At 65.3% G+C, this 13372-nt stretch carries 7 protein-coding genes, 1 tRNA gene and 1 pseudogene; 6 read left to right on the top strand and 3 right to left on the bottom strand.

Annotated elements, in window-relative coordinates; all coding sequences use genetic code 11:
• Window positions 1–7: 7 nt before the first annotated feature.
• Window positions 8–1456, bottom strand: a complete 1449-nt coding sequence (locus tag AC3A6P_RS23555) for an APC family permease (RefSeq protein ID WP_487694269.1) — start codon at window positions 1454–1456, stop codon at window positions 8–10.
• Window positions 1457–1571: 115 nt separating this feature from the next.
• Between AC3A6P_RS23555 and AC3A6P_RS23550 the strand changes: the two genes are divergently transcribed.
• The gene (locus AC3A6P_RS23550) at window positions 1572–1973 is read left to right on the top strand and encodes an HIT family protein (RefSeq protein WP_487694268.1); all 402 of its coding nucleotides are present in this window, start codon (window positions 1572–1574) and stop codon (window positions 1971–1973) included.
• Here AC3A6P_RS23550 and AC3A6P_RS23545 read toward each other — a convergent pair whose 3' ends face one another.
• Together AC3A6P_RS23545 and AC3A6P_RS23540 are read right to left on the bottom strand one after the other, a co-directional pair.
• A complete protein-coding gene (locus tag AC3A6P_RS23545; protein ID WP_487694266.1) occupies window positions 1974–3431 on the bottom strand; it encodes a sensor histidine kinase in 1458 nt (485 codons plus the stop codon).
• Between the two features lie 17 nt (window positions 3432–3448).
• Window positions 3449–4174 (bottom strand): response regulator transcription factor, encoded by a 726-nt coding sequence (locus tag AC3A6P_RS23540; protein ID WP_487694265.1) that lies wholly within the window; start codon window positions 4172–4174, stop codon window positions 3449–3451.
• A 115-nt stretch (window positions 4175–4289) separates the two neighbouring features.
• Between AC3A6P_RS23540 and AC3A6P_RS23535 the strand changes: the two genes are divergently transcribed.
• The 5 genes and pseudogenes from AC3A6P_RS23535 (at window position 4290) to AC3A6P_RS23515 (ending at window position 13354) form a co-directional block, all read left to right on the top strand.
• The gene (locus AC3A6P_RS23535; protein WP_487694264.1) at window positions 4290–5039 is read left to right on the top strand and encodes a hypothetical protein; all 750 of its coding nucleotides are present in this window, start codon (window positions 4290–4292) and stop codon (window positions 5037–5039) included.
• A 95-nt stretch (window positions 5040–5134) separates the two neighbouring features.
• Window positions 5135–5194 (top strand): annotated as a pseudogene (locus tag AC3A6P_RS23530) (hypothetical protein); the annotation flags it as partial.
• Window positions 5151–5225: transfer RNA gene (locus AC3A6P_RS23525), tRNA-Thr, on the top strand. The pseudogene AC3A6P_RS23530 and the gene AC3A6P_RS23525, both read left to right, overlap by 44 nt.
• A gap of 353 nt (window positions 5226–5578) precedes the next feature.
• Window positions 5579–11893 (top strand): sulfolipid-1 biosynthesis phthioceranic/hydroxyphthioceranic acid synthase, encoded by a 6315-nt coding sequence (gene pks2 / locus AC3A6P_RS23520; RefSeq protein WP_487694263.1) that lies wholly within the window; start codon window positions 5579–5581, stop codon window positions 11891–11893.
• A gap of 9 nt (window positions 11894–11902) precedes the next feature.
• A complete protein-coding gene (locus tag AC3A6P_RS23515) occupies window positions 11903–13354 on the top strand; it encodes an acyltransferase (RefSeq protein ID WP_487694262.1) in 1452 nt (483 codons plus the stop codon).
• Window positions 13355–13372: the final 18 nt, after the last annotated feature.

Raw genomic sequence — 13372 nt, 5'->3', positions numbered from 1 at the left:
TTGGAAGCTAAATGGTTACGTGATGTTCCTGGCGCCCGATCCGTGCGTAGACATCGGGTCGCCTCCTGCGAAGGACGCCGGCCGAGACCATTCCGAAGAGCACGACCCCCCAGATCGCCGCCAACAACATCACGGCCGCGGTACCGGTGAGACCGGACAGGATGTCGAACTGGACAGTGCCGACCCACAGGGCGAACAACAGGAAACCAGCGGCGACCGCGCACCCCACGGCATGCGGCATCTTGTCGCCGTTGGGGAACACCCCGCGGTTCTTCAGCAAGTAAGCGATCACCGAGATCGCCACCATGATCAATAGAACGAGTGCCGTGTAGCCGTACACCCCCGCCACCCCACCTTGAAGAACTGCGAGATTGCCGCTCCCAGAGGCAAGTCCGACGATTCCGAGCAGCGCCACCACACTGACCGTGAGCGAAGCACGCGACGGCGAGCCGTGCCTGCGATGCAGCTTGCTCAAAGCTCGGGGGAAGATGCCATCGGCGCCGAGGTTGAACGCGTAACGGGTCAAGATGTTGTGCGCGGCAACCACCAACGCCAACGAACTCGTGGCCAGGAGGATCAATGCGAGGTGGTGCGCAAGGTCGCCGACGTACTCCCGCACGCTCCCGGTCGCGGCGCCAGTCGGGTCCGTGACCGCACCCATGATCACATCGGCGCCATAGGAGTTGATGAAGATCCACGTCGTGCAAGCACAGAATACGGCGACGATTCCGATGACCAGAAAAGTGGCTCGTGGAATGGTCTTCGCCGGATCGCGAACCTCTTCACGGAATACCACTGTTGCTTCGAATCCACCGTAGAGGCCGAAGGAGAGCAGCAGCGCGATACCGACCGAACCCGAGAAGATGTGCTCGGCTTGGAACGAATCAAGCCGGAAGGCGTCGAATCCGATGCGACAGATCACCGCGATGTCATAGACCGCCATGAGCGCGAGTTCACATGACAGCAGAACAGTGAGTACGCGTGCCGAGAAGGCGATCCGGAAGTAGCCGAGGACGCTCGCGATTGCAAGAAGCACGAGAGAGTAACCCCACCAGGAGATTTCGGACCCTCGGTAGACAGCGCCCAGGAGCGAACTCAAGGCGATACCGCCGAAGGCACAGCCTGTCATCATCGCCGCGTAATAGCAGACCAGGGCAGCGTATCCGGCGCCGAGACCGACCCGCTTGCCGAGGCCCGCCGTCACGAGGGAGTAGAAACCACCCGGTGCGTCCACGCGCTGTCCCATCGCCACGATTCCGGCGGCGAGAAGAGCCAGGACCGCCCCACCGGCGAGCATCGCGACAGGAGTACCTACCCGGTTTCCCAGCATGATGGTCACCGGTATGTACGCCAGGAAGCCGACCACGGGGGCGTTGTACGCAAGAACCGTGAACGCGAGTTGGACCACCCCCATGTGTCCGCGCAGACGCTCGACGGAAGCCGCGGTTGAGTTCAATCGTCTGTCTTCCTCGAGATCATCAGGATGGGCAGAAGGCTAAGCGGGCCCGGCCGCGCCCGCCTGGCCTTCTGAGCGCCACGTTCTCGAGTGGCTCCCACCTAAGCTGAAGCCCATGGCAACCATCTTCACCAAGATCATCAACCGGGAGATCCCGGGGCGGTTCGTCTACGAAGACGACGAGTTCGTCGCCTTCCTGACCATCGCGCCGGTGACCCAGGGCCACACCCTGGTGGTGCCGCGGGCCGAGATCGATCAATGGCAAGACGTCGACCCGGAGGTCTGGGGTCGCCTCACCGCGCTGTCACAGCGCATCGGACAGGCAGTCGTGAAGGCGTTCGGCGCACCCCGCGCCGGGCTGCTGATCGCCGGCCTGGAAGTGCCGCATCTGCACGTACACGTCTTCCCGGCCTACACGCTGGGTGATTTCGACATCTCGGGCGCCGACCCCAACCCGTCACCGGAATCGCTCGACGAGGCCCAGGCCAAGATCACCGCCGCGCTGGCCGAGCTGTAGTCAGCTGACCGGCGCGGGTTCGGCGCCGGTGGCCTTGACGGCCGCGTCTTCGAAGCGCGGTAACCGCACTTCGAACCGGCACCCCTTGCCGGGGGCCGTGGTGACTCTCACGGTGCCACCGTGGGCATAGACCAGCGAGTCGACGATGGACAGCCCCAAACCGGTTCCGCCGCTGGCCCTGTCACGAGAAGAGTCGGTGCGGTAGAACCGCTCGAACACCCGCTGCGCGTCGTCCTCACTGATGCCGGGGCCCTCGTCGGCGACCTCGAGGATGGCGCTGTCGCCTTCGGTGCCAACCCGAACAGTGATACCGGCGGTTTCGGGGGTGTGCTGGATGGCATTGGCCACCAAATTGCCGAGCACCTGGCGCAACCGGGCCTCGTCGCCGATCACCTCCGGGGTGCCGGGGCCGTCGAACACCTCCATCGTCACGCGGCGCCGCGGTGCCACCGACTGCGCGTCGTGCACTGCGTCGGTGGCCAGGGCCAGGAGATCAACACGGTGCTGGTCGAGCGGACGCTGCGCATCCAGCCGGGCCAGCAGCAGCAGATCCTCGACCAGCAGGCCCATCCGGCTGGATTCACTCTCGATCCGCGACATCAGCATCTCGACGTCGCGGGCCGCGCCCTGGCGATAGAGCTCGGCGAAGCCGCGGATGGTGGTCAGGGGGGTGCGCAGTTCGTGGCTGGCGTCGGTGATGAACCGCCGCATTCGTTCCTCGGAGCGGCGCGCCTGCTCGGCGGAATCCTCCGACGCCGCCACCGCACGCTGGATCTGTGCCAGCATGCCATTCAGCGCAAGTGACAACCTACCCACCTCGGTGCGCGGATCACGTTGCGGCACGCGACGTTCCAGCTCACCGCCGGCGATCGCAGCGGCCGTCTGCTCGACCTCGACCAGGGGACGCAGGCTGCGGCGGACCACGGCGAAACTGACGATGCCGAGTACCGAGAGCACGGCGGCGCCGATGCCGAGTTGGGTGTAGACCAGCGACCGCACCGTGGACTGGACGTCGGAGAGATCCATCGCCACTGTGGTCAGCTCGCCGTGTGAGCCGCGCACCGACACCGCACGCCATTGCACATGTGATCCGTCGGTCGAGCCGACGGTGGTGGGGATGGGGCCGACATCGTTGTGCTCGGGTAGTGCGGGTTCGGCCTCGCGATCGTTGATCGCCATCCACACCCGGCCGTCGCTGCTGACCCCGCGCACATAGAAGTTGGACGGCGGCCGGCCCGGGTTGGGACCCTCATTCGGGGGCGCGGACATGGGCCGCGGTTCCTGCGCCCAGCTCTGAGACGCGTCGATCAGGGTCTCGTCGACGCGGCTTTCCAAGCTGTGGCTCATGATGGTGGTCACCGCGATGCCCGAGGCCAGCAAACCGCACGCAACCAGCACCAGCGTCGCCGCCACCAGTGCCACCCTCAGCGGCACACCTCGTCGTAGGTACTCGGACATAAAGCTATTGTCCGCCGCTACCGCGGCTCCCTGAGGACATAACCGACACCTCGCAGGGTGTGCAGCAGCCTCTTGTCGCCGGTGTCGATCTTGCGACGCAGATAGGACACGTAGGACTCGACCACGTTGACGTCACCGCCGAAGTCATACCGCCACACGTGATCGAGGATCTTCGGCTTGGACAGCACGGTGCCCGCGTTGATCACGAAGTAGCGCAGCAAGGTGAACTCGGTGGGTGACAGTGACACCGGCTCCCCGGCCTTCCACACTTCGTGGGTGTCCTCATCGAGTTCGATGTCGGCGAAGGTGAGCCGCGAATTGCGGGGCTCCTCGGTGGTCTTGCCGGTGCGGCGCAGGATGACGCGCAACCGGGCCACCACCTCTTCGAGGCTGAACGGCTTGGTCACGTAGTCGTCGGCGCCCAAAGTCAGACCCGCGATCTTGTCCTGCAGACTGTCGCGCGCCGTCAAGAACAGTGCGGGCGCATCGATACCGTCGGCGCGGAGCCGGCGCAACACACCGAAGCCGTCCATTCCCGGCATCATCACGTCGAGGATCACCGCATCGGGCTTGACCTCGCGCGCCCGGTCGAGCGCCGCGGGGCCGCTGACCGCGGTGTACACCTCGAAGCCCTGGAATTTCAGGCTGACGGACAGTAGTTCGACGATGTTCGTTTCATCGTCGACGACCAGCACCCTGGCCTCGGGTTTGGTGACTGCTGATGCCGGCGCTCCCATAAGCATCCAATTTCCTCCCAATTGCTTGTACACAACCGGGGAGAATGCTGTGCGGTTGCTGTGAGTCTGTTCTCGACAATACCGACGGTACGCGCAAAACCGCAGCCATACACTGGCCCGCATGAACCTTCTGGCACTGGCGACAGCGCCCGTTCGGATCGGCCTTGCCGCCACCGAAGCCGGCCTCGACATCGCCAACGGAGCGCTGGGCCTGGCCAAGAGGTCGCTGGCCGAGGCCGGGATCGAAGGTGCGGGCACCCCGTCGGTGACCAACATCTTCGGACTCAACGACACCGTCGCCCGGGCCAACCGCATCGCCGCGCTGATCGACGATGACGCTCCGCTGGGCCGGGCGCTGGCGCCCGACGGCCCGATCGACCGACTGTTGCGGCCCGGCGGCCTGGTGGATCGGCTGACCGCCCCGGGCGGGGTGCTGGACCGGGTGACCTCCGAGGACGGGTTGCTGGACAAGCTGACCGCCGAGGGTGGCGGCCTGGAACGCGCGCTGGCCCCGGGCGGCCTGGTGGATCAACTGCTCGACGAAGACGGCTTGATCGAGCGCATCCTCGCCGAAGACGGCCTGGCCGACCGATTGCTCGCCGAAGGCGGACTGGTGGAGAAATTGACCGCCCGCAACGGTCCACTCGAGCAACTCGCCGACGTCGCCGACACCCTGAACCGGCTGGCGCCGGGCCTCGAGGCGCTGGCCCCCACCATCGAGACGCTGCGCGAGGCCGTCATCACCTTGAGTTCAGTGGTGAACCCGCTGTCGAACATCGCCGACCGCATTCCGCTGCCACGCAGGTTCGATCGTCGCCCGCCGTCACGGAATGTGACGTCGCAACGCGTCATCGAGCACGAGGACAACTAGCCCTGCAGGTCGACAGTCACTCCGGAGATCGGCAGAAAGCCTGTCGGCGGGTGACTCTCGACGAGTTTCGTCGTCGGAGGGTTACCGGATAAGCTGTGCCCCGTTCGACCCGCCTCCGTAGCTCAGTGGTAGAGCACCGCTCTTGTAAAGCGAAGGTCGTCAGTTCAATCCTGACCGGGGGCTCCACATACTTTCGCGCGTCCCACCGCAATTTATTGCAACTTTCAAATAGGCCATGCCGTTCCGAAAGATGCCTCCCGGTTATCGCCTGTATTCATTGGTGATCGGTTAACATCTCTAACCACTGACGCGTGCCTAAACGGGTCGCAGCCGCAGCGGGGCGGCCGGCCAGCGGGAAATTCCGGTTACTCACCCACTTACTGCTTCTCGAGAAGAATCGACACTTCTCATTTGTTGCTGCCCCGGGCTATCTGCAGCTCACGGGCCACGCACCCTTGCCGCAAGGAGGGACCGGTGTCGCTGGGGGGATGCCTGACGGAGTGCGGCCGCGGAAATGCGAAGGAACTTCGGCGGGTGATATGAATTCACTTTTCTCTCCCATTGCAATCATCGGTATGGCCTGTCGGTTGCCCGGTGGCATCAGCTCACCAGAACAATTCTGGGAAGCGTTGATACGTGGTGAAGACCTGGTCACCGAAATTCCCCCCGCCCGGTGGGACGTCGAGGAGTATTACGATCCGCAGCCAGGAGCGTTCGGCCGGTCGGTGTGCAAGTGGGGCGCGTTCCTCGATGACGTCGCCGGTTTCGACGCCGACTTTTTCGGGATCACCGACGGCGAAGCGACTGCGATGGATCCGCAACACCGCTTGCTCCTCGAGACCTCATGGGAGGCGATGGAGCACGGTGGCCTGAGTCCAAACACGTTGGCCATGTCCCGGACCGGCGTGTTCATGGGATTGATGCACGGGGACTACCAATTCCTGCATGCCGAGGCCAACGCGCTGGAGGGACCGTACGGGTACCTGGGCAACAGCTTTGCCATGGGCTCGGGGCGAATCGCCCACGCGATGGGACTGCGCGGTCCAGCGCTGACGGTCGACACGGCATGCTCCTCCGGCTTGATGGCGGTCCACATGGCCTGTCGAAGCCTGAACGACAACGAAAGCGATGTCGCTCTTGCGGGCGGTGCGTCAGTTTCCCTGGAACCCCGCAAAGCCTGTTCGGGTTCTGCCATCGGAATGCTGTCCGCCACCGGACGCTGCCACGCATTCGACGTCGCCGCCGATGGATTCGTGGTCGGCGAGGGTTGCGCCGTACTACTGCTCAAACGGCTGCCGGATGCGTTGGCAGACGGCGACCGGATCGTGGCCGTCCTGCGGGGCACGGCCGCCAACCAGGACGGCCGCACGGTGAATGTCGCTACGCCGTCCCACACCGCTCAAGTCGAGGTCTACCGCGCGGCGTTGGCCGCAGCAGGTGTGGACGCCCGGACCGTGGGCATGGTGGAGGCACACGGACCTGGCACTCCGGTGGGTGACCCCATCGAATATGCCAGTCTCGCAGAGGTATACGGCCTCGCCGGACCCTGCGCGCTCGCGTCGGTGAAGACCAACTTCGGGCACACCCAGTCAGCTGCCGGAGCATTGGGACTGATGAAAGCGGTTCTCGCAGTACAACATGGCGTGATCCCGCGTAACCTGCATTTCACCCGGCTACCCGATGAGATGGCCCGGATAGAGACCAACCTCTTCGTGCCACAGACGAACACCCTATGGCCCGACAGCAACGACCGCGGCCCTCGGCGGGCGGCGGTGTCGTCCTACGGATTCTCGGGAACCAATGTCCACGCAATCGTGGAGCAAGCTCCCGAAGCGTCCACACCAGGTGTCTCCACCACGTCCGCCGTCGTCCGCCCCCTGCTCTTCCCGCTCTCAGCCACGTCCGCTGACGGGCTGCGCAAGACTGCGGCACGGCTCGCCGACTGGGTAGCAGCACACGAGCCGGGCCTGGCGGCACCGGACCTGGCGTATACCCTCGCGCGCCGGCGTGCCCATCGGCCAGTGCGCACGGCGGTCATGGCCGACAGCCTCGAGGAACTGACCAAGACACTGAGCAAGGTCGCCGACGGCGATATTCCTTGTCAACGTGCGGTCGGGCAGGACGATCGGGGTCCGGTATGGCTGTTCTCCGGCCAGGGTTCGCAGTGGGCTGCGATGGGCGCCGAATTGCTCGCGGCAGAGCCGGTGTTCGCCGCAACAGTCGCCGAGTTGGAGCCACTCATCGCGGACGAGTCCGGATTCTCTGTGACCGAGGCGATTTCGGGGCCCGAATCCGTGGCCGGAATCGATCGGATACAGCCCGCCCTGTTCACCGTGCAGGTCGCCCTGGCAGCAACCATGAGTGCTCACGGTGTGCGGCCAGCTGCCGTGATCGGCCACTCGATGGGTGAGGCCGCAGCCGCAGTGGTGGCGGGAGCGCTGTCGATGGAAGACGGGGTACGCGTGATCTGCCGCCGGTCGCGACTGTTGTCCACCATCGCCGGCGCCGGAGCGATGGCCTCGGTGGAAATGCCCGCCGAGCAAGTACTTCTGGAGCTGATGGCCCGCGGGATCAACGACGTGGCGCTCGCCGTGGTGGCCTCGCCGCAGTTCACGGTGGTCGGCGGCGCCACCCAAACCGTGCGGGAACTCGTCACTGCGTGGGAGCAACGGGAGGTGTCGGCCCGAGAGATCGCCGTCGATGTCGCCTCGCACTCACCACAAGTCGATCCCATCCTCGACCAGCTGTCCGAGGCGTTGGTAGAGCTCACCCCACGGGCACCGGAGATACCCTTCTACTCCGCGACGGCGTTCGACGCCCGCGAGCAGCCTGTGTGTGATGCCTGGTATTGGTCGGACAATCTGCGTCACATGGTGCGTTTCGCCGCGGCTGTCCAGGCGGCCCTGGAAGACGGCCACCGAGTCTTCGCGGAGTTGGGCCCGCATCCCCTGCTCACCCATGCCGTCCAGCAGACGGCCACCGGCCTGGGCATCCCCGTAGCCGTACTCGCTGCCAGTCGCCGCGAACAGAAGCTGCCGCATGGGCTGCGCGACTTCCTCGCAGACCTCCATTGCGCCGGTGCGGCGGTCGACTTCTCGGCGATCCATCCGGGCGGTCAGCTGGTGGATGCACCGCTGCCCGAATGGGATCACCGGACCCTCCTGCTTGCCAGAGGTGAAGGGGCAGGGGCGCGCAGCGGCTCGACGCGTCCGCTGATGGGGACGCGCGTGCGACTGCACGAACAGCCGGAGCGCCACGTCTGGCAGAGCGAGGTGGGTACCGCCGAACAACCGTGGCTCGCCGATCACCGGATACACAATGTGGCTGTTCTTCCGGCAGCGGCTTACTGCGAGATGGCGTCGGCCGCAGCTCGCACGGTCCTGGTCAGCGACGTCGAGGTCCGCGACATCCACTTCGAGACAATGCTTTTCCTGGATGCCGAGACACCGATATCCGCCATTGCCACAGTGGCCTCGCCGGGCTGTGCCGACCTGGTGGTGGAGACCTTCGCCGAGAACAAGCGAACTCGGCGAGCGACGGCGGTGCTTCAGAAGGCCGAGGATTCGGAGCAGCCGGCGGCCTACGACATCAACGCCCTTGTCCTGTCCCATTCATGCCGACTGGACGGCGCCGAGATGCGGGAACAGTTCGAACAGCACGGGTTGAATTACGGCCCGGCTTTCGCCGGGCTGACCGCGGTGCGCACCACCGACGAGACGGTCGACACGATGTTGGCCGAGATCCGGCTGCCAGGCCCCATCCGCTCTCAACACGGCGCGTACGGTGTTCATCCGGCGTTGTTGGATGCCTGTTTCCAATCGGTGGCGGCACACCCGCACGCTCAGGCGGTCGGCTGCGCCGGTCTGTTGCTGCCGGTCTCTGTACGCCGATTCCGCAGCTTCGCTTCTGCCCGCACTGCCCGCTACTGCTTCACGCGGGTGACCCGTACCGACGGAGCCGGTTTGGAAGCCGATCTCGATCTGCTCGACGAGCATGGGACAGTGCTGCTGACCGTCGGCGGACTTCGAGTGGGCAGCTCCGCTTCCGAGAGCGCCATCCGCGATCGTGTACTCAACGACCGACTGCTGACCATCGACTGGGAGCAGCGCGCTCTGCCGGAGGCCGACCACGAGGCCACCGGTACCTGGCTGCTGGTGAGCACCAGCGTGGACATCGACGCTCTGGCAACACCGCTCGCTGATGCGTTGAACGCCGACTCGGCTGGCTGCACCTCGATGACGTGGCCTCAGCACTCCGACCACCGAACCAAGGCCGGGTTGCTCACCTCGCATCTGGGTGCCGAGACGGTCCATGGGGTGGTCATACTCACCGGCGCCGGAACCGACTCCGCTGCCGACGATTCCGCGGTGCTCGGCCGAGGGCATGTCCAGCACCTGGCCCGCATGATCCGCGAGATCGCCGGAATGGATGATCCACCGCGGCTCTACGTCATCACACGGAACGCCCAGACCGTGTTGCCGGGCGATGTGACGAACCTCGCCCAGGGCGGGTTACGCGGGCTGGTGCGAACGGTCGGCACTGAATATCCTCACCTGCGCGTGACCCTGATCGACATGGACCAGGGCACCGAGGTCCAGCAGTTGGCACAACAACTGCTGGGGAATTCCAGCGAGGACGAAACGGCCTGGCGCGACGGCAGATGGTACACGGCGCGCCTCACTCCGGCGCCGCTGCGCCCCGAGGAGCGACGGACAGCCGTGCTCGCCCATCCGGACACCGGCATGCGCTGCCAGATCCGCACACCCGGTGACCTCCGCACACTGGAACTGGTTGCAGTCGACCGTGTTTCACCGGGGTGCGGCGAGATAGAGGTGGCTGTCACCGCAACGGCGGTCAACTACGACGATGTGCGCTACGCCCGCGGTGGACACCCCGGCGACGTACCGGTGCTCGGGATGGATTTCGCCGGCGTGGTGACTGCGGTGGGCCCCGGCGTGACCACCCATCAGGCCGGCGACCACGTGGGCGGCTTCTCCAGGAATGGTTGCTGGGCCACGTTCCTCACGTGTGACGCCCGTCTGGCAGCGACACTACCGCCGGGCCTTCCTGACGATCAGGCGGCGGCCGTGACCACTCCGTATGCCCTGGCGTGGTACAGCCTCCACCATCAGGCACGGATCACCGCAGGTGATCGCGTGCTGATTCACTCCGGCACCGGAAGTGTGGGGCAGGCCGCGATCGCCATCGCCCGCTCCGCGGGGGCGGTTGTCTTCACCACAGCCAGCAGTGAACAGCGGCGACGTCTGTTGCAGGACATGGGTATCGAGCATGTGTATGACTCGAGCAGCGCCGGATTCGCCGAGCAGATTCGCCGTGACACCGACGGAAGCGGCGTTGACATCGTGCTCAACTCGCTGACCGGTGAGGCGCAGCGCGCGGGCCTGGGAGTGCTGTCCGCCGGGGGACGATTCGTGGAGATCGGCCGAAGCGACGTCCATGACAACCCTCGGCTGGAATACTCCCCCTCCCAACACAATCTCACCTTTCATCGCGTCGATCTCACGATGCTGTCAAAGAGTCACCCGGCGCGGATTGGTGACCTCCTGAGTACGGTTTACCGCCTGGTCGCCACCGGTGAACTGCCGCTGCCGGAGGTCACTCATCACCGGTTGGGCGACGCAGCTGCCGCCATCGACGCGAAAAGCGCTGATGCGTCTACGGTCCGACACGTGCTCGACGTGCCGCAAGCCGGGAGATCCACCGTGGTGGTGCCGCCCGAGCGAGTCCGCGCCTTTCGAGCGGACGGTTCCTACGTCATCACCGGCGGGTTGGGCGGCATCGGACTGTTTCTGGCCGAGAGGATGGCCGCAGCCGGTTGTGGACGCATCGTGCTCAATTCCCGCGCGCACCCGAATCTCAAGGCGCGGGAAACGATCGAACTGATCCGGGCGATGGGCACCGACATCGAGGTGGAGTGCGGTGACATCGCCGAGGCCGGCACCGCCGCACGATTGGTGGCGGCGGCGACCGCCACCGGGCTCCCGTTGCGCGGGGTGCTGCATGCCGCCGCGGTGTTCGAGAACGCGATGCTGCCCACCGTCACCGACGAGCTCATCGACCGCAACTGGCATCCAAAAGTCGACGGCGCATGGAACTTGCATCTTTCGACCGCCACTGTGCCGCTGGACTGGTTCTGCGTGTTCTCCTCGGCGGTGGCTCTCGTCGGCTCGCCCGGGCAAGGAGCGTATGCCGCGGCCAACAGCTGGCTGGACGCGTTCACACGGTGGCGTCGGGGCCAAGGCCTTCCGGCCACGGGGATCGGGTGGGGATTGTGGAACGAAGTCGGCCGCGCCGCCGAGCTCCGAGCCGGGACCGGCGAGGACGTGTTGCTCGGACAGGACGGCGACGGCACAGCGATCGCGCATTGGCGGGACACCGCCTTCACCGCCGACGAGGGCGCCAATGCGTTCGAGGCCCTGCTGCGCCATGACCGGGCGTACTCCGGGTACGCCACGATGAGCGGGACGCCCTGGTTCGCCGCTTACGCCGAGCGGAGCCGGTTCGCAGAAACGTTCCGGTTCAAGCGGCACACCACCGGCCAGACACACGGGCTCCTCGACGAGCTGTGTGCACTTCCGGCAGAAGAATGGCCCGCGCGACTCCGCCGCCTGGTTTCCGATGCCGTCAGCCAGATTCTGCGTCGCACCATCGACCCGGATCACCCTCTGTCCGAATACGGCATCGACTCCATGGGCAACTTGGAGCTTCGCACGCGCGTCGAAGCCGAGACGGGGATACGGCTGACCACCAACGACGTCACCACCATTGCGGGTGTGGCCGGGCTGCTCTGCGAAAGGCTCCGAGTACCCGCTGGGTCACAGGTATCGGACTGAGGGGGAACGGTGCACGTAGGTGCAGGGTCAGCGGGCGGGCTCTTCGTGGGAACGGTGCACGACTGGGTGCCGGATCCCGGCAGGATCGTGTCGTGGCAACCATCTCCGGCATCCCTGGCCAAAGCCCGGATGGCTCCCGTGAGCGAGGTGCCACTCAGCGCGATGCAAGAGGGACACCTGCGGGGCTTCTCGCGCTACGCCAGCCGCGGACTCGACTATGCGCGCTTGGTGATCGGTGCCGGTGACGAACCCGGCCGGTGCGACCTGCGCGCGATGAGCTACTGCATCAACTCGCACCTGCGGCGGCACAAGACGTATCACAGTTGGTTCGAATACCGGGGTTCCGCGGACGTCGTTCGGCATACCATCCGCGATCCCATCGACATCGAGTTCCTGCCGATCGCCCACGATGCGATGGCCCCCGAGGAGTGGCAACGCTTTGTGCTGTCGACACCTGATCCAGTGCAGTGGGATTGTTTCCGGTTCGGCATCATTCAGTACCCGAGCCACTTCACATTCTTCTCGATCGTCGATCATGTGCATTGCGACCCGACGATCATCTCCGGGTTGTACACCGAGATCGCGATGAACTACCGGGCGCTCGTCCGAGGTGGTGCACTCGTCCAATCGCCGCCTCCAGCCAGTCATGACGACTTCTGCATACGCGAGAAACAACGCGTATCGGGCCTGACCGTGGATTCCCCGGAAATTCGGAGGTGGATCGAGTTCGCCGAGGACAACGGCGGAACACTGCCGGATTTTCCCCTGCCTCTGGGTGATCTGTCCGTGCCCACCGGTGGCGATGTCATGGTTGACCGCTTGATGGATCAGGATCAGACAGCCGAATTCGAAGCGCGGTGCATCCGGGCGGGTGCCCGCTTCAGCGGCGGCCTGTTCGCCTGCGTCGCTCTCGCACAGCACCAGTTCACCGGTGCTGCGACCTACTACGGTCTCACGCCGACGGACAAGCGACGGTCGTTGGCAGAGTTCTCGACGATGGGCTGGTTCACCGGCGTGATTCCCCTTGTGGTGCCGGTCGATCCGGCGTCGTTCGACGCTACTGCCCGGGCAGCGCAAGCCTCCTTCGATGCGAACCTGGACCTTGCCGATGTGTCGTTCAACGAGGTACTGACGTTGGCGCCCTGGCTGAGGCCATGGGGGCCGAATTGCACCATGGTGAACTACATGGATACCGGGCTTCCTCCCTTCTCCGCGACCGTCGCCTCACACATGAAAGACGCGAATGTCAGGATCTTCTGCGATCCCAGGGATCCCGCCCACCTCTACATCTCCATCATTCGTCTCTTCGACGAACTGTCGATATGGGTGAACCTGCCGGACAACCCGACTGCCAGGGATTCGGTCACCCGGTACCTGGTTGCGCTCAAGGCCGTTTTCAAGAGGGTCACCGATGGGCGACGCGCCGGCACGTTGATCCAAGTACTGGACGAAACACATTGATGGCTACGACCCACGAGC

The organism is Mycobacterium sp. Soil_C_30 (genome assembly GCF_057656995.1).
This window is presented reverse-complemented; position numbering and strand designations above follow the sequence as displayed.

Coding starts and splice junctions, on each gene's coding strand:
- AC3A6P_RS23540 (WP_487694265.1), bottom strand. CDS start 4,174: ATGCTTATGGGAGCGCCGGCATCAGCAGTCACCAAACCCGAGGCCAGG.
- AC3A6P_RS23545 (WP_487694266.1), bottom strand. CDS start 3,431: ATGTCCGAGTACCTACGACGAGGTGTGCCGCTGAGGGTGGCACTGGTG.
- pks2 (WP_487694263.1), top strand. CDS start 5,579: ATGAATTCACTTTTCTCTCCCATTGCAATCATCGGTATGGCCTGTCGG.
- AC3A6P_RS23550 (WP_487694268.1), top strand. CDS start 1,572: ATGGCAACCATCTTCACCAAGATCATCAACCGGGAGATCCCGGGGCGG.
- AC3A6P_RS23535 (WP_487694264.1), top strand. CDS start 4,290: ATGAACCTTCTGGCACTGGCGACAGCGCCCGTTCGGATCGGCCTTGCC.